Below are 25,522 nucleotides of genomic sequence, written 5' to 3'. Positions count from 1 at the left end.
TCATCTCCACCGCTTCTCGTAGGCGCCGTGCGTGGTTTGCTGGCCCTCGCTGAGAACGCGCAACCGGGCGAGAAGGCGGAGACGTTCGGCCGGAGTCGCTTCCATGGCCGCTCTCAGGGTGGCAACCACTTCTGCGACATAGGCCTTTCCGCGCTGGCGCCCTTCGATCTTCAACGCCGAAACACCCGCGGCTTTTAGAACCTCCAACTGATCCATAACTTCGAGCGAGACAGGATCCTCGAAGGCATATCCCTCGGTGTCGCCGACGGCGAAACGGCCTTTGCAAAGTGTTGGATATCCAGTCGCCTCGCCGGCACTGAACCGGTTGATGGTAAACCCGCCAAGTTCAGACAACAGGTCCGTCCCCTCTTGACGATAGGTCACATGGCTGGCGGGAGAGCATACTCCATTCATGTTCGGGGATTTGCCCGTCGCATAGGATGAAAGTGAGCATCGGCCTTCGGCCATGACGCAAAGTCCTCCGAACACGAAAATTTCCACCTCGCAATTGATCTTCGGGGTAAGCCTGGCGATATCGGCGATCGTCAGCGTTCGCGGAAGCACGACGCGAGCCGCTCGAAATGTTTCCACCAGGAATGAAATTGCATCCGCATTGGAAGCGGATGCCTGCACCGAAACATGCAGCCGCTGTTCGGGATGCTTCTCGGCCGTATAGGCCATCAGACCGAAATCGGCGAGGATCAGCGCGTCGGCGCCAAGTCTCACGGCATCGTCGGTGGCAGTATGCCATAATTCCTCGCGACCAGCTGTCATGAAGGTATTCAGCGCGACGAAAGTTCGGACGTTTTTGGAGCGCGCATATCGGATTGCCTGGCTCAATTCCTCGCGTGTGAAATTCAGACCAGGAAAGTTGCGCGCATTGGTTTCGTCGCGAAATCCGCAATAGACAGCGTCGGCACCAGCGTCGACTGCCTCACGGAAAGCGGCAGGCGTGCCTGCGGGGCATATCAATTCCACGCCAGGCCCTCCGCGGTGAGAGCGTGCCTGCGCAGAAACACAATCGCTACTTTTACGGCAGATTGCAGTGGGCCGGCAGTGCTGGCGAGATCCTCCGCAAGATCGATATTATTGTCGTCGAGCGCGTTTCGGAGAGCCAGCACCGCCTCCATGTTCCCGGTAACCGTGAGTCTCCGTGAGAAAAAGAGCGCGTCGCCATCCACACGACCTTCGACAAGCGCGAGCAAGAGGAAGAACGGTCCCTCGATCGTGGCGTCGGCAGCCATGCGGGTGCCGCGCCTGAAGGTTTGGATCGCCTTTTTTGCTGGGCATATAAGAAAGGCGAACGGCAGATCGTTGGGTATGAAGGCAAAGCGGCTTGTTTCGAAACAACCCAGTCGATCGAAGAGAGCCGGGTGTTTGGTGAGAACTTGATCGAAAAGCAACGTCGCCACCCGCTGAGCGAGCGGCAGTGGAACAACCCTAATAGCTCCGGGTAGTTTTGGCTGGATGAGCATCTGTGCCTCGTTTGTCGTGAGGCACCATCGTAGGATGCGCGGAGTTCCCATTGTTTGCTTTGCAGCAAAGACAGACGCCTATTTTTTCCCGATTGCATCGCCGATGAAATCGGACAAACAGCGACAGCCCACATTTTTTGATCTCCAGAGTTTTATGCATGAACTCGAGCGTCGGCGGCTTCTCCTGCGGGTAAGAGAGCCCGTTTCACTCGTGCATGAAGTTGCGGCCCTGCATCAAAAAACCATCAAAGAACAAGGTCCGGCATTGCTGTTCGAAGCGCCGGTGAATGCTGAAGGCAAGACCCTTGACATGCCGGTGCTCGTCAATCTTTTCGGGACACGGGAAAGGATCGAACTCGGATTGGGTATCAATCCGGGCGAACTTCCTCTGCTCGCGTCGACGCTGGCGGAACTTCATCGTCCAGCCCCTCCGCGGTCGTTGCGCGAGGCTTGGAGCAAACTTCCTCTCATGAGGGCGGCGATGTCGGCACGTCCGAAACAGTGCGCAAAATCCCCAGCGCAGGCTATCGTCTTTCGCGGACGCGACGTGGATCTCTCGAAGCTGCCAATTCAATGGTGCTGGCCCGCAGAACCCGCTCCGTTGGTCACCTGGCCGCTGGTCATCACAAGGAGCCCGGACGATCCTTCTGATATCAACGTGGGGATCTACCGCATGCAGGTCCGCGATAATCAATCGCTCATCGTTCGCTGGCTTGCACACAGGGGAGGGGCAAAGCATCACCGCGAATGGCAAAGAAAGGGTCTGGACATGCCGATTGTCATTGCGATCGGCGCCGACCCTGCCACGTTGCTTGCCGGCGTGATGCCGCTGCCTGAGGGCGTGAGCGAACTAAATTTCGCCGGCTTGCTGCGATCGGCCAGGACGGAGATATCGCCTGCGGTGACGGTTCCCATGCCGGTGCCGGCGAATGCGGAAATCATACTTGAGGGCATGGTCTCAGCCGAAATGACACATCCCGAGGGACCTTACGGAGACCACACAGGCTACTACAACGCAGTCGAGCCATTTCCCGTCGTCCATCTGTCCGCCATCACGACACGCCGATCGCCCGTCTATCTGTCGACTTACACGGGTCGACCTCCGGACGAGCCTTCGTGCTTGGGCGAAGCGATGGCGGAGCTCTTCGTGCCGATTGTGAAAAAGCAGTTTCCGGAAATATGTGATCTATGGCTGCCGCCCGAGGCGTGTTCGTACAGAACGATCATCGTCTCGATCGAAAAAAGATATCCCGGCCAGGCCAAGCGAGTCATGATGGGGCTTTGGTCGATGTTGCCCCAGTTCAACTATACCAAGCTGATAATCGTGGTAGATCCGGACATCGATGTGCGCAATTGGCAGGATATCGCTTGGGCCATGTCGACGAGGTTCGATGCCGGTCGCGATCTCCTGATCATCGAAGATACCCCGATAGATTATTTGGACTTCGCTTCGCCGAAGTCGGGGCTCGGGGCCAAGATGGGATGCGATGCCACCAACAAGATCGGTTCCGAGACGGATCGTGAATGGGGAAGGCCTCTGTCGATGTCTGCGGAAGCTTCGGCTCGCACGGACGCGATATGGGAAAGGATAAAGCATGACCTTCGCTGACAGATCATTTCGTGGTCGGGCGAAGGCAGCTGACTTGCTTTACATCAAAGTGGCGATGGGGTCGGCGCCGAAAAGGAAGCTGTGTCCTCCCAGAAGCAGCCAGCCGGTAATGATCGCGGCTGCGACGGCGCCGAACAGGATGGGCATATCGATGCCAAGTCCATGTCCGCGCAAGAGGCCGGCGAAGGGAAAGACGGATGTGGAAGCGGCTACGTCAGTCCAAGACGTTCCCAGCCGATTTCGCGCCCGCTTTTCCGCCAGAGGGATGCTGCCGAGTGAAAAAAGCGCAAATCCGCCAAAGAGGAAAAGTGCGCGCAGGTCCCCATTCGCCACGAGATGACCGACGGCCCAAAAAGCAAAGCCCCAGAGGACAGGATGACGTGTGACGAGAACGATGGCCCCTCGCTGACCTGAGGTCCGCAGCGACACCGACAAAGGATTGCAACTCAGCAGTCCGGCAATCACGAGGAATATTCCGATAGGGGCCAAGAAAATCGTTATCGCGGCATGCCAAGGCTGGAAATCCCAAAGTGGAATATAGTCCAAAGCCAAGGCTGCACGAAATACCCAGATCAGCACCGCGGTCGACACCGTCGAATAGAGAATGAAATAGGCAGACCGCCCTGTCCGCCGGATGATCGCAGAGCGAATGGCCGGGATCGCCGGAACTGAGTGCAGCCCCAGAAAAAGCGCGAACGCAAGCGCGAACTCATTCACTTGAAATTCTCCAAATTTGCAGGCTGGTTCTATTCCATTTGGTCAGCCGTCTTCATTGCGCAATCTCAAAATGGCCTATCAAAATTCGGATGCCGATATCCCTGCCGCGCCTGTCGTTCCTCGTGATGCATTGTCACAGCGGTTCAGAAACGACGAATTTCATGCCGAGACCCCGGAAGGGTTCACGCGAACCATGATGCGGTAGACCGTTCCCGTGGAGTCGAAGTTGCCGACCCATTCATGGCCGCGAGCTTTCACCTCGTTCAGGAGGGAAATCGGCTCGCGGCTCAAGAGCGCAAATAGTACTTCGCCGGCTTTCATTGTCTGCAGGCGCGCAAGGATACGTTCCATCGGCTTCGGTGGTGCAAGGCCGGTCAGATCCAGATTCCATATCGGTTCGGGCCATAGGTCCGTTTCCAAAGTCGGCTCGCCTGTTTGTCCCCCTTCTGAGGCAGCTGACTCCGGTGCGAAGATGATTTCCCAATCGTCCTCCGCGATTTTCCTACTCACGTGGGAATAGCCGCGCTGCCTGAGCTGGTGGATCAGGGGCGTCGGTTCGAATATCGCGAGCAGCCGAAGACCTTCTCCCGGTTCGAGCGATGCGACCGTTTCCATTATCAGGTTGAAGGGCGCACCGCCGTTCTTGAGGAGCGGGCGGACGTCAAGTTCACGAAGTGGCATGATCATCGCTACCTCTCCAAATTCGGTCTGGCGACAAAAAAGCGCCGTTGGCGAATATGTTCTGATTTCGCTGCAGCGGCAAAATGCGACGTCGTCCATCGTGACAAGGTCGCGCCGGAAGCGATCATCATCGTTTATCCTGCGTGCTCAGTGGCCGCCGCAGCTGCAATCGCAACCCGCCTCAAGACGAGAAATCTCGACCCGCCAGATCTGGGGACCCTGCTCGAGATAGTCCCAGGAGAATTTTCCGGGATAGCCCGACTCCAATTGATAGTGCAGCGGGCGGGGATCGTGGTCGCTGGTGATGCGTAGGAGGCCGCCGGGGGCAAGGGCGTGGAGGGTACTGAAGATGAGATGGTGTCTCTCGGTGGGCGCGATGGTGCGCACGTCAATGAGAGGAATTTCCGCCTCGATGAGCGCTGCTTCGGTCATGAAATTTTGTCCTTCGGCCGCGCAATTCAGAGAGCCTGGCGGCTGCGGCCGCGGCCCACCAGATAAGCAAGCATAGTCTCGGGGCGGCCGGGTGACTTTGATTGCCAGCAAATAACCTCCATGCTCGTGCCGGTTTCAGCCGGCCGTCATTGATTTAGAGCAAGGACAGATCTCACTCCTGGCGCCAATGGTCCTTCAACCCCTTTGAAGGAACCAATCATGTCCAGTCATTTGGTCGCGAAATACGGCGAAGCCCGGTTGCCGCGCTACACAAGTTACCCCACGGCGCCTGCGTTCTCTTCGGCGATAGGGCCGGATGCTTATGCGCAAGCATTGGCGAACCTCGAACAAGATCAGCCGGTTTCGCTTTATCTTCATATTCCGTACTGTCGTTCCATGTGCTGGTATTGCGGTTGTCACACGACCATCTCGCGGCAGGATCGCCCGGTCCTCGAATATCTCGATGTTTTGCATCAGGAGATCGAGTTGGTCGCATTCGCTGCGCACAAGCCGATCATGGTCAAGAATGTGCACTTCGGCGGCGGGACGCCGACAATCGTCAGGCCGGACGAGTTTCGGGTTCTGATCAAGAAGCTCAGAGGCGCGTTCGATTTCCAATATGATTGCAGCGTTGCGATCGAGATCGATCCCCGCACGCTGTCGGAGGAAATGGTGGCAGCGCTCGGCGAAAGCGGCGTTGATCGCGCGAGCCTCGGCGTCCAGAGCTTCGACCCGGTGGTCCAAGCGGCCATCAACCGCAAGCAATCCGTCGAACAGACGAGTACAGCCGTATCGTTGTTGCGGGCCTCAGGCGTTTCCAGCATCAATTTCGACCTGATCTACGGACTACCGCATCAGACAGTCCAATCGTGCATCGATACGGTGAATGCCTCGATTGAGATGCGCCCCGAGCGATTTGCGGTCTTTGGATATGCGCATATCCCGGCCTTCAAGAAACATCAGCGGTTGATCGACGACGCGACGCTTCCGGGCGCCGACGAGAGAAACGCGCAGGCGGAAGCGATCGCTTCCGCACTCGTTGCGGCGGGCTATGTCCGGATAGGCCTCGACCATTTCGCTCTGCCTGGCGACACACTTTCGATCGCCGGTTCCAGGGGGGAGGTGCGACGAAATTTCCAGGGATATACGACGGACACCTGCGAGACGTTGATTGGGCTCGGAGCTTCGGCCATAGGCAAGTTGCCGATGGGATATGTCCAGAACGAGGTCGCAATCGGTACTTATGCCGATCGCGTGTCGTCCGGCGTTCTCGCGACCGGGAAGGGGTATCGCCTTACGGATGAAGACCGGCTTCGCGCCCGCATCATCGAACGCCTCATGTGCGATTTCTCGGCCGACCTAAATAGCATCACTGAAAATTCCGGCTTTGACGTCGACTATTTGCTGGCAGGCAATGACAGGCTTAGAGATCTCACTGCCGACGGCGTGATTGCGATCAATGACGGCAAGCTTACCGTGCGCCAGGAATCGCGTTTCATGATCAGAGCCGTTGCCGCGGCCTTCGACGCCTATTTCGGCATGTCAGGGCGAACACATAGCAAGGCGGCCTGACCCTAATGGAAAGGGCCTGACCAGGCCCCACTTCGGACATGTCCCGGGTAGGAAGTGAGAGCGCTCAACCACTCATCGCATCGGCGACCACAAGATGTCTCCGACATAAAGAAGGTGACCGGGCCTTCGGCCAAGTCACCCCGGGTCACCACTCGTTATTATCGCATTATTGGGTGACCTGTGCGAGGTCTGCGTCGAGACGCTTTCGCGCCAGGTTTGGAATCTTGGCGGTCTTGATGGCTTCGAGATTTGCCGGATGGTCTCCAACCTGGATCAGCGCAACCATGCCCATGCCAGCGTGTGGCGTGCATTTCACGACATAGGCGCCGGGCACATCGAACTTGACCTGATACTGCTCGCTTGCTTTGGACTTGAATTCCGGTGCGCCGGCAGGGATCAGTTCCTTGAACGTTTCGACATTGTGGGTCTTGTCGGTCGGAATGAAGGTGATCGTATCGCCGGGTGCGATCTTGACGAAGCCCGGTTCGAACACCATTGCGCCATCGGCACCCTTGTTGAGCATCTGAATCTGGTGATCTGCTGCCATGAGCGGCATTGCCGAAGCCATCAAAGCTGCGGTCGCAGCGATCAGACCGGTTTTGAAACGCATTCTCTTGTCTCCTGCTAGCGCTGGCCTGATTGGCCACAGGGGTGGTGGTACGTCGAAGCCGAACATTCTTCTTTGACGCTTATCAAATTGCCGACGGACGGAGTGACTCCGTTGCCGCAGTTGCGCGTCGCAGTTTCGAAGTACCGGCGGAGCCTCGACAAAGAGCAGCAAGGCGAGAATGACAAGACGGCCTTCTCCAAGGAAAGGCTGGAGGTCAGCCATATGCCTGAGCATGCGGAAAAGACAGGCCGTGACATCGCCGTTTGATGCCCAATGCCTCGCTCGTTGACATAGATCAAAGATTGACGGCCGCGGGCATGACAACTGTCGTCCAATAGGCGGGAAAGGCGGTCATCGCGACGTAGCCGTCTGCGCTGCGGGGACGATCACATGGATTATACCTTAGAAATCATGGTGCTGGCGGTTGGCGCGTTTTTCGCGCTTTTGGGGGCCGCTCTCGCCCACGACCAACTATTTGCCGCCCACATGTGGGTGTTATTTTTCTGTCTGCTCGCGGGAACGGTCCTGCTTTTGCGCAGGGTCGATTTTTCTCCGCGGCGTGCCGTCAAGGCTACAGAGACCTCGGCCTACTCCGACGGGGTCATCCGCTATGGACTGATTGCGACGGTCTTTTGGGGTGTCGTCGGCTTCCTTGTGGGTCTTGTAATTGCTCTCCAGCTGGCCTTCCCCGATCTGAACATCGCGCCCTATCTGAACTTTGGTCGTCTTCGTCCTGTCCACACGTCCGCCGTCATCTTTGCATTTGGCGGCAACGCGCTGATCATGACGTCCTTTTATGTGGTCCAGCGTACCTGCCGTGCTCGCCTGTTCGGCGGTAAGCTGGCTTGGTTCGTTTTCTGGGGCTACCAGCTCTTCATCGTGATGGCGGCCACCGGCTATATACTGGGCATCACCCAGGCGCGGGAATACGCGGAGCCGGAATGGTATGTCGATGTGTGGCTCACGATTGTCTGGGTCGCTTATCTTGCGGTGTTCCTCGGAACAATCCTGAAGCGGAAAGAGCCGCATATCTATGTGGCGAACTGGTTCTACCTCGGCTTCATTGTCACGATCGCCATGCTGCATGTCGTCAATAACCTGGCGGTGCCGGTCTCGTTCCTCGGCTCCAAGAGCTATTCTCTCTTTTCGGGCGTGCAGGATGCTCTCACTCAATGGTGGTACGGCCACAACGCCGTCGGCTTTTTCCTGACCGCAGGCTTCCTCGGCATGATGTACTACTTCGTGCCGAAACAGGCCAACCGGCCGATCTATTCCTACCGGCTGTCGATCATTCATTTCTGGGCCTTGATCTTCCTGTACATCTGGGCCGGTCCGCACCATCTGCACTATACGGCTCTACCCGACTGGGCGCAGACGCTCGGAATGGTTTTCTCGATCATGCTCTGGATGCCCTCCTGGGGCGGCATGATCAACGGACTCATGACGCTATCGGGCGCCTGGGACAAGATCCGCACCGACCCCATCATCCGCATGATGATAGTCGCCATCGCCTTCTACGGCATGTCGACATTCGAGGGGCCGATGATGTCCGTGAAGACCGTCAACTCCCTCAGCCACTACACCGAGTGGACAATCGGCCATGTTCATTCCGGCGCCCTCGGCTGGGTCGGCATGATTACTTTCGGTGCAATCTACTATCTGACGCCGAAGCTCTGGGGCCGTGAGCGGCTCTACAGCCTGCGCATGGTCAACTGGCATTTCTGGCTCGCCACCCTTGGCATCGTCATCTATGCGGCCGTCCTTTGGGTCGCCGGTATCCAGCAGGGCCTTATGTGGCGCGAATATAACGGCCAGGGCTTCTTGGTTTATTCGTTCGCGGAAACGGTTGCAGCAATGTTCCCCTACTACCTGCTGCGCGCAGTCGGTGGCGGCCTTTACCTGGCCGGCGGTGTGGTCATGGCCTTCAATGTCGCGATGACGATCCGTGGCCATCAGCGTGACGAAGCCGCGATCCCGGGAACGATCACGCTTCAAGCTGCACAGTGAGGAGAAGAAGATGTCGATCCTGGAAAAACACCAAATCCTCGAAAAGAACGCGACCCTTCTTCTGGTCGGATCCCTCCTGGTCGTCAGCATTGGCGGTATCGTCGAGATAGCTCCGCTTTTCTATCTCCAGAACACGATCGAGAAGGTGGAGGGCATGCGACCCTACACACCACTCGAGCTCGCTGGGCGAAACATCTACATCCGTGAAGGATGCTATCTGTGCCACAGCCAGATGATCCGCCCCTTCCGCGATGAAGTTGAACGCTACGGCCACTACTCGCTTGCGGCTGAATCGATGTTCGACCATCCGTTCCAATGGGGTTCGAAACGCACGGGACCGGATCTGGCCAGGGTGGGCGGCCGCTATTCGAATGAATGGCACGTGCAGCATCTGTCCAATCCGCGCGCGGTGGTCCCGGAATCGATTATGCCGACCTATGCCTTCCTCAAGGACAGGGATGTCACGGTCAAGGACATCGGCATGGATCTGAAGGCCAACGAGGACGTCGGCGTGCCCTATACGGCCGACATGCTGGCAAATGCCGAGGCCGACATGCGCGCGCAGGCCGACCCGAACGCCAACACAACCGCTCTGCTCGCACGCTACCCGAAAGCGAAGGTGGGTGACTTCGACGGCGATCCCACAAGGCTGACGGAGATGGATGCCCTGGTCTCATACCTCCAGATGCTCGGCACTCTGGTGGACTTTTCGACTTACGACGACGCAACCGGCTATCGATGAGGCTCACCATGGAAGTTTACAACGCAATGCGTCACTTCGCCGATAGTTGGGGTCTTCTGGCGATGGCCCTGTTCTTCATCGGCGCAATCTTCTTCACCCTCCGTCCCGGCAGCAAGAAGATAGCCGACGAAGCCGCGAACATTCCGCTGAAGGATGAATGAGATGTCGGAGAAACATATAGACGAGATCAGCGGCGTCGAGACGACTGGTCACGAGTGGGATGGAATCCGAGAGCTCAACAATCCCATGCCGCGTTGGTGGGTCTGGACATTTTGCGCCACCATCCTTTGGGCAGTGGGCTATGCAATCCTTTATCCGTCGATACCGATGATCAAGGACACGACAAAGGGCCTTCTCGGCTTTTCCAGCCGCGCGGAGCTGCAGCAGCAAGTTCAAGTCGCGAAAGCAGCTCAAACGCAGTTCGAGCAGCAGATCGCCGCAAAGACCGTATCCGAAATTGACGCAGATCCGTCCCTGCGTGAATTCGCCATCGCAGGTGGTGCGTCTGCCTTCAAGGTCAACTGTGCCCCTTGTCACGGTTCGGGCGCGACGGGCGGGCCGGGCTTTCCGAATCTGAACGATGACGATTGGCTCTGGGGCGGCGATCTGACTTCGATCCAGAAAACGATCTCCCACGGCATCCGCTTCGACGGCGATACCGATACGCACGTGTCGGAGATGCCGGCATTTGCCGAGATATTGCAGCCCGCGCAGATTCGGGCGGTTGCGGCTTATGTCTGGGGTCTGACCAACAAGCCGTCCGATCCGGCGCTCGCCGAGGCAGGACGTCAGGTTTTCGCCGACAACTGCGCTGCGTGTCATGGGCAGGACGCAAAGGGCAACATCGACATGGGCGCACCGAACCTTGCCGATGCGATCTGGCTCAAAGGCAGCGGCGAAGACGCAATTGTCCGCCAGGTCACGGCCCCCAAACATGGTGTCATGCCGGCGTGGTCGGCCCGCCTCGGCCAGTCAACCGTGAAAGAGCTGACGGTGTTCGTTCACTCGCTCGGCGGCGGAAAGTGAGGAACATTCCATGTCTACCCACAACAACAACCCGCTCCTCGGACTTTACGGCACACCGCGAGCGGTCGTCCACAAGAGGACATCCGTTCGGGCAAAGCCGCTGGGCTCCCCGGAAGAGCAAGATAATCCGGAAAAGCTGGGGCTTTCGATGATCAGTTTGACGTCGCTCAAAGATCACAACGAGTCAAATCACTAGAAAGACTGGCAGGAGGATGTCCCCTGCGTGGCCTTTCACGCAGATCCTCCGAGCCACGCCTTGAGGGAGGCGTGGCTTTTTTTCGTATGGTCGAAAACGAAATCTATTCTTGATCCACGTCAACGACGGCCGTGCGACGAGATGCGAAACGGTGGTTCATGAAGCCGGATTGAAGCAATGAACCTCTATACAGCACCCGATCCCCACTCAGAAAACGTTGTCGAACGGCTGGATGCCCAGCCAGTCAACGCAAGAGGCAAGCAGCAGCCCCTTTATGCCGCGCGCAAGAAGGTTTTCCCGAAGCGAGCCGTAGGCCGCTTCAGACGGTTCAAATGGATCGTCATGCTGGTAACGCTTGCCATCTACTATCTGGCTCCCTGGATCCATTGGGACCGGGGGCCATACGCCCCTGACCAGGCGATCCTGATCGATCTCAACACCAGGCGCTTCTTTTTCTTTTTCATCGAAATATGGCCACAGGAATTTTACTACGTCGCAGGCCTTCTGGTGATGGCAGGCTTCGGCCTGTTCCTGGTCACCTCGGCCGTCGGACGCGCGTGGTGCGGGTATGCCTGTCCGCAGACTGTCTGGGTGGATCTGTTCCTCGTCGTCGAACGAGCGATCGAAGGGGACCGCAATGCGCGAATGAAACTCGACGCAGGCCCTTGGACGCGAAACAAGATCGGCAAACGGGTCGTCAAGCATGCTCTATGGATCGCCATCGGAGCGATGACGGGCGGCGCGTGGATCTTTTATTTCGCCGACGCACCGACGCTTGCGGTGGACTTATTCCGCGGTCAGGCACCAATGGTGGCTTACGCGACCGTCGCCACCCTGACCGCGACGACTTACGTGCTCGGCGGCCTCATGAGAGAGCAGGTCTGCACCTACATGTGTCCGTGGCCGCGCATTCAGGGCGCAATGCTGGACGAGAATTCCCTGGTCGTCACCTACAACGACTGGCGTGGGGAGCCCCGTTCCCGCCACGCGAAGAAAGCGCAAGCGGCCGGCCAGCCGATAGGCGACTGCGTGGATTGCAACGCCTGCGTCGCCGTCTGTCCCATGGGGATCGACATTCGCGACGGGCAGCAGATGGAATGCATCACCTGCGCCCTCTGCATTGATGCCTGCGATGGTGTGATGGACAAGCTCGACAAGCCAAGGGGTCTCATCGCCTATGCCACACTCAGCGAATATGCCGGCAATATGAAGCTTGCGACGACCGGCGAAACCACGGGGGTCCAACCGAACCTCGTCCGAAATGCCGACGGCACCTTCGTAGCGGGCATACGTCACTTCAACTGGCGGGTGATCTTCAGGCCGCGCGTTGTCTTCTATGCCGCCATATGGGTGGCCATCGGAGTGGCGATGCTCGTCCATCTGGCAATGCGTGAGCGGCTCGAGCTGAACGTCCTTCACGACCGCAATCCGCAATATGTGCTCGAATCCGACGGGTCGATCCGCAACGGATATACCTTGCGCGTGCTCAACATGGTTCCGATGCCAAGGGCAATCGAAGTTCGTCTTGAAGGACTGGAAGGGGCCACCATGAAAATCCCCGCCATATCGAACAGCGAAGGCCGAACCTTCGTCATCACCGCCGAACCGGACGCTGCGACCACCCTGAAGGTGTTCGTAACCCACCGTCGCGATGCCGCCTCGCCAAACGAATTCCTGTTTGCCGTCGAGGACGACAAACACGTCGATCACGCGACCTATAAGGCAGCGTTCAATGCACCGGAGGCCTCGAAATGAGCAACGAGCGAATTGAATCGAACCGAGGGTTCACTGGCCGTCACATGCTCCTGGCGCTGATCACCTTTTTCGGCATCGTCATTGCCGTCAACGTGACCATGGCGGTCTTCGCCTCGACGAGCTGGAGCGGACTTGTCGCGCAGGATACCTATGTCGCGAGCCAGGAATTCAACGCCAGGGCCGCCGCCATGCGTGCCATGGCGGCGAGCGGAATCGCCGGCAAACTTTCGATAGATGGTGACACCGTTCATTATGCGATCGCCAATCGCGACGGCTCGGCCGCATCGGTCGATCAAGTCACTCTGCTCTTCAAAAGGCCCGTCGGCGATAGCGAGGATTTTCAGCTTGCCCTGTCGAAGATCAAAGACGGCGAGTTCGAAGCGACACATCATGTTCAATCCGGCGACTGGATCATCGAGGCCATATCGCGACGAAACGGGACCGTCGTGATGCATGAGGCGGTACGTATCGACACTGCGGAGTTCGGCGAATGACCTGCTGCACGATGGACGCGGAAAGCGTCATGACGATGAGCAACGAGGTCGGCGCTGCAGAGATCGCTCTGGCCAGTCATCGAGTGGGCGATGGGCTCCGGCAGCTCGACCTGAGCGTTCCGGATGTTCATTGTGGGGCATGCATTTCGTCCATTGAGCGAGCACTGCTCACGCTCCCCTATGTCAGAACCGCGCGCGTCAATCTCACCGCGCGGCGTGTCAGTTGCACCTATGCGGAAAAGACCGAAGGCAAAGAGACCGACCCGACCGGAATTCTGTCCGCGATAAAAGCGGCGGGGTACCGGGCACATCTTTTCACGGCTCCGAGCCTCCCGGACGACGGTCTTCGCAATCAGTTGCTTCTCGCTGTCGGCGTGTCGGGATTCGCCGCAGCCAATATCATGCTTCTTTCGGTGTCTATCTGGTCAGGGGCCGACGCAGCAACCCGCGATCTCTTCCATTGGATTTCCGCTATGATCGCGGCTCCGGCCCTGGTCTACGCCGGGCGCTTCTTCTTCACCTCCGCCTGGAACGCGTTGAAGCAAGGCCGGACCAACATGGATGTGCCGATCTCGCTGGCGATCAGCCTCTCCTATGCCATGTCTCTCTGGGAGACGATCCATCATGGAGAGCATGCCTGGTTCGACGCATCGGTGTCCCTGCTCTTCTTCCTGCTGATTGGGCGGACCTTGGATCACGTGATGCGGGAGAAGGCGCGCGCGGCCGTCAACGGCCTCGCCAGGCTCGCGCCGCGCGGCGCTTTCTTGATCATGCCGGACGGAATGCAGCGGTATGCGGCGCTTGAAGAGATCGCCGTCGGAGACCGCATCCTGGTGGCCGCCGGGAACTGCATCCCGGTGGACGGTGTTGTCGAGATGGGGGCAAGCGAGATCGATCTTTCGATCGTCACCGGTGAAAGCCTGCCGGTGGCTGTCGAAATCGGGGAAGAGGTCCGCTCCGGCGCGGTAAATCTTCTATCATCCCTGACTATACGCGCGACCCACACGGCACAGAATTCGCTGCTCTCTGAGATCATCACCTTGATGGAAGCGGCCGAAGGCGGGAGGGCAAGATACCGACGGATCGCTGACCGTGCGGCGAGCCTTTATTCTCCGGCTGTCCATCTATTGGCATTCGTGTCGTTTCTCGCGTGGGGAATCCTTGGTGGGGACTGGAAGCAGGCGATGCTCGTCGCTGTTGCCGTGCTCGTTATCACGTGTCCCTGCGCGCTTGGACTAGCGGTCCCGGTGGTGCAGGTCGTGGCGGCAGGGCGCCTTTTTCGTCGCGGCATCATGGTGAAGGATGGCTCTGCCTTGGAACGTCTGGCGGAGGTCGATATCGTCGCGTTCGACAAGACCGGCACGCTCACCCTTGGCCGGCCACGCCTCGTGCGGACTTCGAACGCCAGTCGGGAGGCTCTGGACATAGCGGGTGCCATGGCCGCACATTCACGTCATCCCCTGTCACAAGCCTTGTTCGAGGCAGTGAACGTTGACGGGGTGCGCATCGCTAGCGTCGCTGAAGTGCCCGGCGCCGGATTGCAAGCGGAAACCCCGGAGGGCGTGTATTGCCTTGGCAATATGCAGTTCGCTTGCCCAGGCCTGTCGAGGACCGACGAATACGACGGGTCGCTGTCCGAGGTCGTGCTCTCCAAAGACCACATCGAACTGGCTCGATTCTACTTTGAAGACAGCTTGCGCCCGCGAGCTATTGAAGCAATAGTTCAACTCAAAGCCGCCGGTATCGAGAGTTGCGTATTCTCCGGCGATCGAAGCGCAGTTGTGGAGGCGACCGCGCGCTCACTCAGTGTCGACAAGTGGTTCGCTCGATTGGCTCCCAAACAGAAGGTTGAGGCCTGCGCTAGCCTGAGCAGCCAAGGTCACCGGGTCATGATGGTCGGAGACGGCATCAATGATGCGCCGGCGCTGGCGGCAGCGCATGTTTCCATGGCGCCTGCAACCGCTTCCGACGTCGGTCGACAGGCAGCCGACCTGGTTTTCCTGCACGAAAGCCTGGACGCGGTTCCGGACGCGATTGCCGTCGCGCGACGCGCGGCCACGCTCATCCGCCAGAATTTCGCGCTGGCAATCGGATATAACGTGATTGCCGTTCCCATCGCCATCGCGGGTTACGCGACGCCGCTGATTGCCGCCATTGCCATGTCCACCTCTTCATTGATCGTGGTGACCAACGCATTGAGGCTCAATCGTTCGCCTGCGAAAGCAGACGGAAAGCTGCGTGGCTCAGATTTCGTGGCCACTGCGGAAGTTGTTGCCCGATGAATATGTTGCTGTATCTGATCCCGATCGCTCTTTTCATGGGAACACTTGGCTTGGGGGCATTCTTATGGTCCCTGAAGAGCGGGCAGTTCGATGATCTTGAGGGAGCCTCCTGGCGCATTTTGGCGGATGACGACACGCCGCGATCGGATCAGTCGGCTGCCGGTGCAGTCTCCGTCAAACCCGACGAAGTGCCGTGACGTCGTCGACGCGGATGGTTTTTCCGTGGACCGATACGCCCGCGCACCTAAGCGTGGCGAAGGCGCGCGAGAGCGCCTCCGGCGCAAGGCCGAGCTTTCCAGCCAAAAGCCGCTTCTGAAACGGGAGTTCAATGATCTGGCTCGTCGCCTGCAGCGTGCATCTGCTGAGCAGATAATTTGCGAGACGCTGTGATGCTGTCTGCGAGCGATCGCCGGCAATGCAATCCATGGCAGAAAGGAAATGTTCTGCCATCAATTGCATCACCGCGCGTTCGATGGTCCGGTCTGCGTCCGCAAGGCGCCTGACGTCCTCGAGATCGAAGCGGGCGACGACGGCGTCTCCGGCCGCCTGCGCACTATATCCATATAGCTTTCCTCCAGCGAGCATGCACTCGGCAAAGATGTCGTTCGGCTCGCAGACTGTTAGGTCTGTTTGTGTTCCAAGGACGAAGCCGCTCGCGCGGCATTGGCGCCCGTGGTGACGGTGCAGCAACGATCTGAACGCCGTGCATTTTGTGGGTTTGCCGTCCTGGCTGAGGATTGGGGTCTTCTCAATCACCAGACAGGAGGTTCCCATGACGGAGGAGAAGACGACCCCGCTGCGCGAACGGATGATCGAAGACATGCGCATCCGCGGGATGGGCGACAAAGTCCGGCAAGCCCATATTCGGGCGATCAAGGATTTCGCCGGGTTTCTGAAGCGATCTCCGGATACCGCGACACCCGACGACCTGCGCGCCTACCAATTGCACATGACCAATGCGGGCGTCACGCCGCCGACCTTCAACGCCCGCATCGTCGCGCTGAGGTTCTTTTTCGGCATCACCTGCGACCGCGAAGAGATGAAGCGGCATATGCAGTTCCGTCGGCAACCGCAGAAGTTGCCCGTTGTCTTGAGCGTTGAGGAGGTTTCCGACCTGCTTGTGGCGGCCCAGGGGCCGGGCCTGAAGTATCGAGCGGCGCTCAGCATCTCCTATGGCGCCGGACTGCGGGCCTCCGAAGTCTGCAACCTCAAGATCAGCGACATCGACAGCGATCGGATGCTGATCCATGTCGAACAGGGCAAGGGACAGAAGGACCGCAAGGTGATGCTGTCGCCCCTGCTGCTGGAACTCTTGCGCGACTATTGGCGCGAGTCACGGCCGCAGGGCTGGCTTTTTCCTGGCAAACCGAAGATCAACCCGATCTCGCCGCGGCAGCTCAACCGCGCCTTCACCGCCGCCAAAAAACTGGCCGGGATCGCCAAGCCAGCGACGCTGCACACCCTGCGGCACAGTTTTGCCACCCACCTGCTGGAAGCGAACACGGATGTGCGGGTGATCCAGGTCCTTCTGGGACACGCCAAGCTGACGACCACCGCCCGTTATATGCATGTCGCCACGAAGACGATCCGCGACACGATCAGCCCGTTCGAGACCCTGAAGAAGCTGCAGGACCAAACGCTCCGACGCGAACTGGAGTAGCGCCCGTCCGGTGATCCGGCCAAAACTGGAGATCGCCGACATCTTCCGTGCCTATGGCCCGGCGTGGCGGCGGGCCAATGCCGGGCATGTTAGCCTGACCCAGCTCAAGGTCATGGCGGCGATCGAGGCCTGCCGAACCGAGGCGCTCGGCGGGCATGTGGCAGCCTGTGCCAAATGCGGCCACCATCACATCGCCTACAATTCCTGCAAGAATCGGCACTGCCCGAAGTGCCAGGGACCCGCGGCGCGGGACTGGATGGCCGCCCGTGCCGAAGACCTGCTGCCGGTCGAGTATTTCCATGTTGTCTTCACCATCCCCGCCGAGATCGCGCAGATCGCCTATTGGAATAAGAAGACGGTCTATGATCTTCTATTCCGGGCATCGGCGGAGACGTTGACCACCATCGCCGCCGATCCCCGGCACCTTGGCGCAAACATCGGCATGACCAGCGTGCTGCACACCTGGGGGTCGGCGCTGACCCATCACCCGCATGTGCACATCGTCGTGCCCGGCGGTGGACTGTCGCCGGATGGCACGCGCTGGATTGGCTGTCGCCCGGGGTTCCTTCTGCCCATAAAGGTTCTGTCTCGTCTGTTTCGGCGGCTGTTTCTCGAAGGACTGATGGCACTCAGTCAATCCGGGGTGCTCTGCTTCTTCGGCGATCTAGCCCGGCTTGCAGAGGCGGATGCCTTCGCTGCCTGGCTTGCCCCCTTCCGCAAATCCGACTGGGTCGTCTACACCAAGCCCCCATTCGGCGGCCCCGAGGCCGTGCTGGCCTATCTCAGCCGCTACACGCACCGCGTGGCGATCTCGAACAGCCGCCTGATCAGCGCGAATGCCGAGGCGGTCACCTTCCGCTGGAAGGACTACCGCATCAAGACCGGTGACCGTCACAAGGTCATGCGGCTGGCCACCGACGAGTTCATCCGCCGCTTCCTAATCCACGTGCTGCCCGACGGATTCCACCGCATCCGCCACTACGGCCTGCTGGCCGGAGCAGGCCGCAAGGCCAATGTCGCAAAGATAAGGAAACTGCTCGGGACGGAAGCGCCATCACAGGACGACACGCCAAGCGCCGAGAGCATCCCGCTCACCCTGAGGCAGCCATGCCCAGATTGCGGCGGCCCGATGCGCATCGTCGAGATATTCCGCCGTGGCCAGCGACCCAAATCCCGTGCGCCACCCCGAAAGGACGCCGCATGACGAAACGCCTGTCACATCAGCCAAGGCCGGCCCGGATCTGCGATGCATTCCGGGGTGGCGCCGATTTGCGCCAGGCAACGCCGCACACTGCAAAACCGCCGATGCGAGGCCTACGAAAGAGGAGCACCCCAACCCCGATCGCGTCATTGCAAGCCTTCGGGGCAACCCGCTTGCACCCGACGCTCCCACCGATAGCCACCTCAGAAAACCGCAGCCGCACGCTTTCCCCATAGGCGCTCCACCCAGCCCCCGCAGGCCTCCTCCTTGGAAGGTTTTTCAACGCGGGCCGACACACGCCCAGCCGCCACCGTCACACCGCGGCCCGCATCGAAAAACCTTCACCAAACTCGTCCATCTTCAGCAGCCTGACGTAGCCATCGACGACGCTGAAGAATGCCTTGGCTTCCTCGGCCTCACGCAGAATGAATTCGCCCGCTTTAAATTGAAGGATCTCGCATTTTTCGTAGAGGCGCTCCGCGGCGCTTTTTCCGAGGCCGGCAAAAAGCTTCGAGCGTGCCAGCGATTTGAATTCGACGGACATGGGCTTACCTGCAAACGGAAAGGGCCAGTCCTACGCGGTTTCGCAGCCCCCGTATTTGATTTTGGTCAAGCTATGCGGGTCTCGACCGAAAGCGTCCGTTTTCCTGCGCGATAATTGCTACGGTGGCAGTCACCCCGACCGGCAAACGCTTATGCATGGCCACCGGTGACATGCATCCGATCGATAAACCCACCGATTCCGCGGATGTCTTCCACGAGGACCTTGATTGCCTTGCGTTCCAGTTCGGACCGAACCCCGCCGGTGATTGCTACCTGGGAATTTTCGACCGCGATATCGATCTTGTCACAGTCCAAACCGAGATCGGATCGCAACCGGGTCTTGATGGCCAGTCGAACCGCATCATCGCCTGCGGCGATAACGTCCCGGGCGCTGTTGACCACAGTCCGAAAAACATCGCGCCGGTTGACGATGCCAACCAATCGGTTTTCTCTGACGATGGGAATTTGCCTGACGTGATGCTGCTGCATGAGGCCGATGATCGAGGTAATTGGCGCGTCAGGCGCCGCTGTTACGACCTCGCATGTCATGGCATCACCGACGCACCAGCTACGACTATGGATATAATGGTTGAGATCCTTCACTGGTTCAGCCTTGCCCGGGAGAGTAGCGTCGACTTCCTTGCGAGTAAAAAGATCGTCTTCGGTCAATATACCGCAAAGACGATCGACATCCTCGACCACAGGCAGGCAACTGACGCCCGTATCCAGCATGAGGTTTAGTGCGTGGCGGATGCTGCAGGCCGGGTCGATCGATACGATCGTCGTCGTCATAATATCTTTCGCTTGCATGGTATTTCCCTCGGGTTGGAAACCGCCCTTGCGTGCATCCCGCCCGGCAATCGATCGCCGAACAGGGCTGAGCATGGAGAATTGCCGTCGGTTCTATGATTGACCGCCAAACCTCGCATTGACTCACATCAAGCCGTCCGCTGCTCGCGATGCCTAGCCAAGCCTGCCAGTACTGCGATCGCCCCAGCACCAACATGTCTGGTGCACAGGCATTATTTCCGATCGCCACGCAGGCTCTTGACCAGGATCAAGGCAGTGCGCCGACATGGGTCTAAATTTGCACCGAACGGACAATTCCAAATGTGAGGTGCGACCATGCAAGCCAAAACCATTCTGAGCATTATCGGCGTCAATCAAAACGACGAGGATCTGCGCGCGGCGATCGAGCTGTGCCGTGCGGCGGGGGCGCATCTTTCGGTGCTGCTAACAGCGCTCGCCATACCTCCCATCGGCGGATACGGCGAAGTCTCTTCGTCCGCATGGGCCGAAGAACGCGAACGCCAGTTGGAGAAGCTCGGCCAGCAGGTCGTGGCCGCAAAAACGCTGCTGCAATCGAGCGATATTTCGTTCGATGTCAACGATCTCTTCACGGAATACGGATGGGTCGACAACGAGATCGGCGAACGCGCCCGATATGCGGACCTGACGCTGATCGGTGGCGGTCTCTTGGCGGAGGATGACATGCGGTGGCGCATTCTCGATGGCGCCCTGTTTCAATCGCCGGCGCCGATTCTCGTTGTGCCGAAGGCATACGCCGCCTCTCTTCGGCCGCGCACAGTGCTCCTGGCCTGGAACTCCCGCAACGAGGCAAGTCACGCGGTCCGTGCTGCAATGGACCAATTGACGGGAGCGGACAATGTGCATGTCGTCATCGTCGATCCGCACGCATCGATCCGCAGCAATGGCGAGGAGCCGGGCGCAGATATTGCCGCATTTCTTGCACGGCATGGAGTTCGGGTCTCGGTCGATATCCTGGCAAGCGGTGGCCGCACCGTCGCTGAAGTTCTGCGGCAGCATGCCAGGGATACTGCAGCAGACTTGATCGTCATGGGCGCTTATGGGCATTCGCGCATGCGGGAGTGGATTTTCGGAGGAACCACGCGCTCGATGCTGGAAACCACACCCGTCCCATTAATGATGACGCGGTGAAACGAACTGGAGGGCGCCTTCGCGTCCTCCAGTTTTTATCATGACATCAACAGATGCATGGGAGGGGAAGATGGTGGGAACTTACGACGTCGCTTTGCTGCAATCCGATCAGATCGAGCGGGCCTACCCGCTCATCCAAGCGGCTGTCCCGGCTCTTGACCTGGCAAGCTGGCACCGGATGGCCTCCGATGCCTTCCGGCGCGAAGAAATCCTCGTAGCTGTCAACCCGCGCCGATATATACAGGGCCTCAGCATCTATAGGCACTTCAAGCATCCCATCCTAGGGGCGCTGCTCGACGTCATTTTTCTTTGTGCCACAAGTGCCGCCGATGAGTATGGCGTCGCCGAAGGTTTGTTTGCAAGCATCAACTCGCGGGCCAAAGAACTGAAATGCGCGGGGGTTCGCTTCTGGAATCAGGATTCGGACAATTGGCAGCGGATGCGGGACGAGACACAATTCAACCGCCTGGATCACGGCTTGATGGTTTGTGTCGCCGATCGGGCCCGTTGATCTTCGACGCCTTCAGGTGTGCCGGTTACACTTTGCCTGTAAACACGTAGCCGACGCCACGTATCGATTTGATCAATTGCGGATGTTTGGGATCGATTTCGATCTTCCTGCGCAACCGCGCGATCTGAGCATCGATCGTCCGGTCAAAAGCTTCGAGATTGCGACCGCGGGTGAGATCCATCAGCAGCTCCCGGCCGAGGACGCGTCCGGCATGCCGGACGAAAACGACGAGCATGTCGAATTCGCCAGTGGTCAATTCGACTTCGCCGCCATCCGCCGCCAGCAGCTGACGCTTCGCGACGTCCAGTTGCCAGCCTTCGAAGCGGATGATTTCGCCGGTGCTGCTCTCCGGAGCCTTGGCGACAGGCTGCCGCCGTCGAAGGATCGATTTCAGGCGTGCGTGCACTTCCCTGAGGTGGAAAGGCTTGGCGATATAGTCGTCAGCTCCGACCTCGATACCGACGATCCGGTCCACCACGTCGTCCCGGCCGGTGAGCATCATGATCGGAATGTCGGACTGCGTGCGAATTTCACGCGCGAGATCCAGCCCATCTTCCCCTCCGGGCAGGACCAGATCCAACAGGATGATGTCGAAACTCTCCTGCCGCAGGCGCACACGCATTTCGACGCCGCCTGACACGGCGCTGACGGCATATCCTTCGTCCTCGAAATATCGGGTCAGCATCTGCCGAATTCTCGGATCGTCATCTACTACAAGCACATGCTCACGCCGCAGCTGGTCGGAGGCCATCACGATAAATTCCAGATAAATGCAGGCCGCGCCGCCCTGTGACAATCCGTTACAAAATCGCGCCATTTCTAACACGCGCGGCATTCGGCTGTCACCCACGGACGATCAATTATCCAACATCGACAAAACATTTGAGAGGGATTGTCATGTTGCAGGCCGGCTATGCAGTACAGGCTCCGAACTATAGTGAAACGGTCGTTTTCGGCGAAGAACCGATTTGCCTGCAATCGCTGTTCAGGAAGCAGCCGGTGGAACAGTTGGACGCCGGTGAGTCGTTGTTTTTCGAGAGTGATCCGGCAAGACATCTCTTCGAGGTTGTCGAAGGTGTTCTACGTATTTTCAAGATCATGGCGGACGGCAGACGCGTCATCACAGGCTTTCTGTATTCCGGCGATCTCGTCGGTGTGTCGCTCAAGAATCACTATCTCTACAGTGCCGAAGCAGTGACCCCGGTCAAACTCCGCCGCTTTGCCCGCAAAGCCTTCGACGAGGCCGTCAGCGGTTCGCCGGAACTGAGGCCGCAGCTCTTTGCGCGGCTATGTGACGAGATGGCCGCGGCCCAGGATCAGATGGTGTTGCTGTCGTGCAAGAATGCCGAGGAGAGACTTTGCAGCTTTCTGCTGCAGCAGCTGCGGCGCAAGCGTGAGCAAGAGCGCTCGGCCAGCGTCATAGACCTACCGATGACCCGCCTCGATATTGCCGATTATCTTGGACTGACAATCGAGACCATCTCGAGGACGATGACGAAGCTGACGAATAAAGGCGTCGTCAGCTCGGCTGGCCGCCATTCCATTCGTATTGCAAAACCAGGGACGCTCGCACATCTTGCAGGCGACGGAGATGAATGCCACGACGGCAATTCGATCGTCGTGGCCTTTGACAGCACAGGACGGCGCCACTAAGCGAAGACAAGCGAAACCAAAATGAACGAGCAGTCGACATTGGCGCAGGCAAGAGAAGGCGGACTGGAGGAGATTGCTCGCGTACTCGATGGCGCGAACATCATCATTCATGGTTTCGATGGTGTCATCGGCCGATGGACGACCGGATGCGAACGGCTTTACGGCTGGAGCCGTGAAGAAGCGGTCGGCCGGGTTGTTCATGAGCTGCTTGCGACTGTCACGCCGGAACCTCTCGATCAGATACGCCAGACTGTCGCCCGGCATGGCGTCTGGCAAGGTGAGCTCGTTCATCGTCATAAGGACGGCCGGCCCATTGTGGTTGCCAGTCGGTGGGTGACGGCGTTCTCGATCGATCCAACCCGACAGCTCATCGTACAGACCAACAATGATATCAGCGACTTGAAGCGAATTCAGGCGGATCTCGCCGAGCGCGAGGCGCACCTGCGCTCGATTCTGGCAACCGTCCCGGAATCGATGATCGTTATCGATGAGGCCGGCATGATCACATCCTTCAGTGCGGCGGCGGAGAGCTTGTTCGGATATACGGCCGATGAGGTCGACGGAAAAAATGTCCGTATTCTGATGCCTTCACCGGACCGCGAGGCACATGACGGCTACATCAACCACTATCTGACCACTGGTGAGCGGCGCATTATCGGCTACGGCCGCGTTGTCAGAGGACAACGCAAGGACGGCACGATCTTTCCTATGGAGCTATCGGTCGGCGAAGCTGTTGCCAACGGGAAGCGCATCTTTACCGGTTTCGTGCGCGACCTGACCAGCCGGCACAAGATCGAGGAAGAGCTGCGACAGGCCCAAAAAATGGAAGCCGTGGGCCAATTGACCGGCGGGCTGGCGCATGACTTCAACAATCTGCTCACCGTCATCAGCGGCAATTTGGAAATGATCGAAGGAAAGCTTCAGGATCAGAAGCTGCTGTCGCTATTGTCGGAGGCGCAGGCGGCCGCCGAAGACGGGGCCAAGCTGACGGGCCAGCTCCTGGCATTTGGCCGTCGCCAGCCGCTCAATCCGAAGCTTGTCGATATCGGGCAGCTTGTCGCCGGTTTTTCCGATCTTCTACGACGATCGCTCGGCGAAAGCATCGAATTGCGAACCGTGGTTACGGGCGGCATGAACGAAGCGCTTGTCGACGCGTCGCAATTGCAGAACGCCCTTCTCAATCTTGCGCTCAATGCGCGCGACGCCATGCCGCGCGGCGGTCTTCTGTCGATCGAGATTTCCCGCTTGCGGCTCGATGCCGACTATGCCCAGATGTATCCGCAGGTCAGAACCGGCGAATTTGTGCTCATCTCCGTAACCGATACCGGTGTCGGGATGTCGAGCGAGGTCCGGGAGCATGCCTTCGAGCCATTCTTCACGACGAAAGGAATGGGGTCCGGGACCGGCCTTGGCCTCAGCATGGTTTACGGTTTTGCGAAGCAATCGGGTGGCCATATCCAGCTCTATAGCGAGATCGGGCAGGGAACGAGCGTTCGCATCTTCCTGCCGGCGGCGCAGAAAGTGCAATCCAGCCAGCCGGCGGAACCTTCGGAAATGGGTAGGCGACAGCATGTTCCTCGCGGCTCCGAGTGCATCCTCGTCGTCGAAGACGATGCTCGTGTTCGGCGCGTTGCCGTGTCGCGGCTGCTGGATGCTGGCTATACAGTCATAGAAGCGGCAAACGGCGCCGAGGCATTGAAGCTGTTCGAAGACAATCCCGACGTCGCGCTTCTCTTTACCGATGTCGTCATGCCGGGCGGCATGACGGGCGACGAATTGGCCCAGAAGGTTCGGGCATTGCGCCCGAGCATCAAGATATTGTTCACCTCCGGTTACGCCGAGCCGACGATAGCCGGCCGGGAACTTGCCGAGGCGGGAAGCTGGCTCAAGAAACCTTACACCGCCCACGAACTCGCCACTCGTCTGCGCGAACTGCTTGATTGACGCATCTAAGCGGAGCGAAATGAGACCAGTTGCAGCATTTTGTTAGCCGGAGCTGGCAACCTGTTCCGCTGCCTCGAACAGAAGTTGGCGCATCTTCTCGCGCAGGCCTTTTTCGTCGATTGAGGCGCCTGCCGATTGCAGATCCGACCGGAGTTTGGAAAACAGCCCCTCATCCCCGGGTTCGGCCAAATCGGCGGTGATGATTTCACCGAAATAGGCGTCGAAATCCTGCCGGCCGATCAGATCGGCGGCCCAGAGAGCCAGCATCCTGTCGCGCTTAGCCCTGATATGGAACGACTGCTCAAGCCTCATGACATATTCTCTTTCGGCCGCTTCTTCCCGTTCTTCAAAAATGTTCATGAAAAGCTCCTCCAGTGTGACCAGTTCACACTGACTCCAATTTAGACGAAACTCGAGATCATGTGTTGATGCCGGTCAATTTCGGTCTTAGTT

28 protein-coding genes and 1 pseudogene are annotated in these 25,522 nt (G+C 58.8%); 18 read left to right on the top strand and 11 right to left on the bottom strand.

Annotated elements, in window-relative coordinates; translation table 11 throughout:
• Positions 1-978, bottom strand: a complete 978-nt coding sequence (gene ubiU / locus CCGE525_RS33795) for a ubiquinone anaerobic biosynthesis protein UbiU (RefSeq protein ID WP_120708504.1) — start codon at positions 976-978, stop codon at positions 1-3.
• Positions 969-1,475, bottom strand: a complete 507-nt coding sequence (gene ubiT, locus CCGE525_RS33790; protein ID WP_120708503.1) for a ubiquinone anaerobic biosynthesis accessory factor UbiT — start codon at positions 1,473-1,475, stop codon at positions 969-971. The genes ubiU and ubiT overlap by 10 nt, the downstream gene beginning before the upstream one ends.
• Before the next feature lie 103 nt (positions 1,476-1,578).
• On the opposite strand from ubiT, the gene CCGE525_RS33785 reads away from it, so the two are divergent.
• Entirely contained in the window at positions 1,579-3,084 is a 1,506-nt protein-coding gene (locus CCGE525_RS33785; protein ID WP_120708780.1) for a UbiD family decarboxylase, read from the top strand.
• 39 nt (positions 3,085-3,123) lie between these two features.
• Here CCGE525_RS33785 and CCGE525_RS33780 read toward each other — a convergent pair whose 3' ends face one another.
• From CCGE525_RS33780 to CCGE525_RS33770, 3 genes are all read right to left on the bottom strand, one after another.
• Entirely contained in the window at positions 3,124-3,801 is a 678-nt protein-coding gene (locus CCGE525_RS33780) for an NnrU family protein (RefSeq protein WP_120708502.1), read from the bottom strand.
• A gap of 159 nt (positions 3,802-3,960) precedes the next feature.
• A complete protein-coding gene (locus CCGE525_RS33775; protein ID WP_120708779.1) occupies positions 3,961-4,485 on the bottom strand; it encodes a DUF2249 domain-containing protein in 525 nt (174 codons plus the stop codon).
• 144 nt (positions 4,486-4,629) lie between these two features.
• The gene (locus CCGE525_RS33770; protein WP_120708501.1) at positions 4,630-4,914 is read right to left on the bottom strand and encodes a DUF2249 domain-containing protein; all 285 of its coding nucleotides are present in this window, start codon (positions 4,912-4,914) and stop codon (positions 4,630-4,632) included.
• A 219-nt stretch (positions 4,915-5,133) separates the two neighbouring features.
• On the opposite strand from CCGE525_RS33770, the gene hemN reads away from it, so the two are divergent.
• On the top strand, positions 5,134-6,486 hold the full coding sequence (gene hemN, locus CCGE525_RS33765; RefSeq protein WP_120708500.1) for an oxygen-independent coproporphyrinogen III oxidase: 1,353 nt from the start codon (positions 5,134-5,136) through the stop codon (positions 6,484-6,486).
• A gap of 166 nt (positions 6,487-6,652) precedes the next feature.
• Here hemN and CCGE525_RS33760 read toward each other — a convergent pair whose 3' ends face one another.
• The gene (locus CCGE525_RS33760; RefSeq protein ID WP_120708499.1) at positions 6,653-7,096 is read right to left on the bottom strand and encodes a pseudoazurin; all 444 of its coding nucleotides are present in this window, start codon (positions 7,094-7,096) and stop codon (positions 6,653-6,655) included.
• A gap of 111 nt (positions 7,097-7,207) precedes the next feature.
• Between CCGE525_RS33760 and CCGE525_RS33755 the strand changes: the two genes are divergently transcribed.
• The 10 genes and pseudogenes from CCGE525_RS33755 to ccoS all read left to right on the top strand — a co-directional run.
• The gene (locus CCGE525_RS33755) at positions 7,208-7,363 is read left to right on the top strand and encodes a hypothetical protein (protein ID WP_162950384.1); all 156 of its coding nucleotides are present in this window, start codon (positions 7,208-7,210) and stop codon (positions 7,361-7,363) included.
• Positions 7,364-7,486: 123 nt separating this feature from the next.
• Positions 7,487-9,103: a cytochrome-c oxidase, cbb3-type subunit I gene (gene ccoN / locus CCGE525_RS33750; RefSeq protein WP_120708497.1), complete on the top strand. Its 1,617-nt coding sequence runs from the start codon at positions 7,487-7,489 to the stop codon at positions 9,101-9,103.
• 10 nt (positions 9,104-9,113) lie between these two features.
• Positions 9,114-9,845 carry a cytochrome-c oxidase, cbb3-type subunit II gene (ccoO, locus tag CCGE525_RS33745; RefSeq protein WP_120708496.1) on the top strand — a complete coding sequence of 244 codons (732 nt, stop codon included), beginning with the start codon at positions 9,114-9,116 and terminating at the stop codon, positions 9,843-9,845.
• A gap of 8 nt (positions 9,846-9,853) precedes the next feature.
• Entirely contained in the window at positions 9,854-10,006 is a 153-nt protein-coding gene (locus CCGE525_RS33740; protein WP_120708495.1) for a cbb3-type cytochrome c oxidase subunit 3, read from the top strand.
• A gap of 1 nt (position 10,007) precedes the next feature.
• Complete coding sequence (gene ccoP, locus CCGE525_RS33735) at positions 10,008-10,871, top strand: cytochrome-c oxidase, cbb3-type subunit III (protein WP_120708494.1); 864 nt, start codon at positions 10,008-10,010, stop codon at positions 10,869-10,871.
• 10 nt (positions 10,872-10,881) lie between these two features.
• Positions 10,882-11,067 (top strand): hypothetical protein, encoded by a 186-nt coding sequence (locus CCGE525_RS33730; RefSeq protein WP_120708493.1) that lies wholly within the window; start codon positions 10,882-10,884, stop codon positions 11,065-11,067.
• A 177-nt stretch (positions 11,068-11,244) separates the two neighbouring features.
• Positions 11,245-12,822 (top strand): cytochrome c oxidase accessory protein CcoG, encoded by a 1,578-nt coding sequence (ccoG, locus tag CCGE525_RS33725; protein ID WP_120708492.1) that lies wholly within the window; start codon positions 11,245-11,247, stop codon positions 12,820-12,822.
• Positions 12,819-13,316, top strand: a complete 498-nt coding sequence (locus CCGE525_RS33720) for a FixH family protein (RefSeq protein ID WP_120708491.1) — start codon at positions 12,819-12,821, stop codon at positions 13,314-13,316. The genes ccoG and CCGE525_RS33720 overlap by 4 nt, the downstream gene beginning before the upstream one ends.
• Positions 13,313-15,598: a cation-translocating P-type ATPase gene (locus CCGE525_RS33715; RefSeq protein WP_120708490.1), complete on the top strand. Its 2,286-nt coding sequence runs from the start codon at positions 13,313-13,315 to the stop codon at positions 15,596-15,598. The genes CCGE525_RS33720 and CCGE525_RS33715 overlap by 4 nt, the downstream gene beginning before the upstream one ends.
• Positions 15,595-15,747 (top strand): annotated as a pseudogene (ccoS, locus tag CCGE525_RS33710) (cbb3-type cytochrome oxidase assembly protein CcoS); the annotation flags it as partial. The gene CCGE525_RS33715 and the pseudogene ccoS, both read left to right, overlap by 4 nt.
• A gap of 25 nt (positions 15,748-15,772) precedes the next feature.
• Here the strand turns inward: ccoS and CCGE525_RS33705 are convergent.
• Complete coding sequence (locus CCGE525_RS33705) at positions 15,773-16,354, bottom strand: Crp/Fnr family transcriptional regulator (protein WP_162950383.1); 582 nt, start codon at positions 16,352-16,354, stop codon at positions 15,773-15,775.
• 16 nt (positions 16,355-16,370) lie between these two features.
• Here CCGE525_RS33705 and CCGE525_RS33700 point away from each other — a divergent pair, with 16 nt between their 5' ends.
• Together CCGE525_RS33700 and CCGE525_RS33695 are read left to right on the top strand one after the other, a co-directional pair.
• Entirely contained in the window at positions 16,371-17,258 is an 888-nt protein-coding gene (locus CCGE525_RS33700) for a tyrosine-type recombinase/integrase (protein WP_120703950.1), read from the top strand.
• Between the two features lie 10 nt (positions 17,259-17,268).
• Positions 17,269-18,462: an IS91 family transposase gene (locus CCGE525_RS33695; RefSeq protein WP_120703951.1), complete on the top strand. Its 1,194-nt coding sequence runs from the start codon at positions 17,269-17,271 to the stop codon at positions 18,460-18,462.
• Between the two features lie 310 nt (positions 18,463-18,772).
• On the opposite strand, the gene CCGE525_RS33685 is transcribed toward CCGE525_RS33695, so the two are convergent.
• Complete coding sequence (locus tag CCGE525_RS33685) at positions 18,773-19,003, bottom strand: cyclic nucleotide-binding domain-containing protein (protein WP_120708487.1); 231 nt, start codon at positions 19,001-19,003, stop codon at positions 18,773-18,775.
• Positions 19,004-19,152: 149 nt separating this feature from the next.
• On the bottom strand, positions 19,153-19,812 hold the full coding sequence (locus tag CCGE525_RS33680; protein ID WP_120708486.1) for a CBS domain-containing protein: 660 nt from the start codon (positions 19,810-19,812) through the stop codon (positions 19,153-19,155).
• A gap of 315 nt (positions 19,813-20,127) precedes the next feature.
• Here CCGE525_RS33680 and CCGE525_RS33675 point away from each other — a divergent pair, with 315 nt between their 5' ends.
• Positions 20,128-20,961 (top strand): universal stress protein, encoded by an 834-nt coding sequence (locus tag CCGE525_RS33675; protein WP_120708485.1) that lies wholly within the window; start codon positions 20,128-20,130, stop codon positions 20,959-20,961.
• A gap of 94 nt (positions 20,962-21,055) precedes the next feature.
• Positions 21,056-21,472 (top strand): hypothetical protein, encoded by a 417-nt coding sequence (locus CCGE525_RS33670; protein ID WP_162950382.1) that lies wholly within the window; start codon positions 21,056-21,058, stop codon positions 21,470-21,472.
• A gap of 25 nt (positions 21,473-21,497) precedes the next feature.
• Here CCGE525_RS33670 and CCGE525_RS33665 read toward each other — a convergent pair whose 3' ends face one another.
• Complete coding sequence (locus tag CCGE525_RS33665; protein WP_120708778.1) at positions 21,498-22,223, bottom strand: response regulator; 726 nt, start codon at positions 22,221-22,223, stop codon at positions 21,498-21,500.
• Positions 22,224-22,369: 146 nt separating this feature from the next.
• On the opposite strand from CCGE525_RS33665, the gene CCGE525_RS33660 reads away from it, so the two are divergent.
• A complete protein-coding gene (locus CCGE525_RS33660) occupies positions 22,370-23,125 on the top strand; it encodes a Crp/Fnr family transcriptional regulator (RefSeq protein WP_120708483.1) in 756 nt (251 codons plus the stop codon).
• Positions 23,126-23,146: 21 nt separating this feature from the next.
• Positions 23,147-25,069, top strand: a complete 1,923-nt coding sequence (locus CCGE525_RS33655) for a hybrid sensor histidine kinase/response regulator (RefSeq protein ID WP_120708482.1) — start codon at positions 23,147-23,149, stop codon at positions 25,067-25,069.
• Positions 25,070-25,111: 42 nt separating this feature from the next.
• Here CCGE525_RS33655 and CCGE525_RS33650 read toward each other — a convergent pair whose 3' ends face one another.
• Positions 25,112-25,429: an ATPase inhibitor subunit zeta gene (locus tag CCGE525_RS33650; RefSeq protein WP_120708481.1), complete on the bottom strand. Its 318-nt coding sequence runs from the start codon at positions 25,427-25,429 to the stop codon at positions 25,112-25,114.
• Between the last annotated feature and the right edge of the window lie 93 nt (positions 25,430-25,522).

This window comes from Rhizobium jaguaris (genome assembly GCF_003627755.1).
Classification (GTDB): Bacteria; Pseudomonadota; Alphaproteobacteria; order Rhizobiales; family Rhizobiaceae; genus Rhizobium; species Rhizobium jaguaris.
Note: the sequence above shows the minus strand (reverse complement) of the source record. Positions and strands in the feature narration are given on the sequence as shown.

Coding starts and splice junctions, on each gene's coding strand:
- CCGE525_RS33685 (WP_120708487.1), bottom strand. CDS start 19,003: ATGTCCGTCGAATTCAAATCGCTGGCACGCTCGAAGCTTTTTGCCGGC.
- CCGE525_RS33720 (WP_120708491.1), top strand. CDS start 12,819: ATGAGCAACGAGCGAATTGAATCGAACCGAGGGTTCACTGGCCGTCAC.
- CCGE525_RS33715 (WP_120708490.1), top strand. CDS start 13,313: ATGACCTGCTGCACGATGGACGCGGAAAGCGTCATGACGATGAGCAAC.
- CCGE525_RS33665 (WP_120708778.1), bottom strand. CDS start 22,223: ATGGCCTCCGACCAGCTGCGGCGTGAGCATGTGCTTGTAGTAGATGAC.
- ccoN (WP_120708497.1), top strand. CDS start 7,487: ATGGATTATACCTTAGAAATCATGGTGCTGGCGGTTGGCGCGTTTTTC.
- CCGE525_RS33650 (WP_120708481.1), bottom strand. CDS start 25,429: ATGAACATTTTTGAAGAACGGGAAGAAGCGGCCGAAAGAGAATATGTC.
- CCGE525_RS33730 (WP_120708493.1), top strand. CDS start 10,882: ATGTCTACCCACAACAACAACCCGCTCCTCGGACTTTACGGCACACCG.
- ccoG (WP_120708492.1), top strand. CDS start 11,245: ATGAACCTCTATACAGCACCCGATCCCCACTCAGAAAACGTTGTCGAA.
- CCGE525_RS33655 (WP_120708482.1), top strand. CDS start 23,147: ATGAACGAGCAGTCGACATTGGCGCAGGCAAGAGAAGGCGGACTGGAG.
- ccoO (WP_120708496.1), top strand. CDS start 9,114: ATGTCGATCCTGGAAAAACACCAAATCCTCGAAAAGAACGCGACCCTT.
- ubiT (WP_120708503.1), bottom strand. CDS start 1,475: ATGCTCATCCAGCCAAAACTACCCGGAGCTATTAGGGTTGTTCCACTG.
- ccoP (WP_120708494.1), top strand. CDS start 10,008: ATGTCGGAGAAACATATAGACGAGATCAGCGGCGTCGAGACGACTGGT.
- CCGE525_RS33770 (WP_120708501.1), bottom strand. CDS start 4,914: ATGACCGAAGCAGCGCTCATCGAGGCGGAAATTCCTCTCATTGACGTG.
- CCGE525_RS33675 (WP_120708485.1), top strand. CDS start 20,128: ATGCAAGCCAAAACCATTCTGAGCATTATCGGCGTCAATCAAAACGAC.
- hemN (WP_120708500.1), top strand. CDS start 5,134: ATGTCCAGTCATTTGGTCGCGAAATACGGCGAAGCCCGGTTGCCGCGC.
- CCGE525_RS33740 (WP_120708495.1), top strand. CDS start 9,854: ATGGAAGTTTACAACGCAATGCGTCACTTCGCCGATAGTTGGGGTCTT.
- CCGE525_RS33660 (WP_120708483.1), top strand. CDS start 22,370: ATGTTGCAGGCCGGCTATGCAGTACAGGCTCCGAACTATAGTGAAACG.
- CCGE525_RS33785 (WP_120708780.1), top strand. CDS start 1,579: ATGAAATCGGACAAACAGCGACAGCCCACATTTTTTGATCTCCAGAGT.
- CCGE525_RS33760 (WP_120708499.1), bottom strand. CDS start 7,096: ATGCGTTTCAAAACCGGTCTGATCGCTGCGACCGCAGCTTTGATGGCT.
- CCGE525_RS33680 (WP_120708486.1), bottom strand. CDS start 19,812: ATGCAAGCGAAAGATATTATGACGACGACGATCGTATCGATCGACCCG.
- CCGE525_RS33700 (WP_120703950.1), top strand. CDS start 16,371: ATGACGGAGGAGAAGACGACCCCGCTGCGCGAACGGATGATCGAAGAC.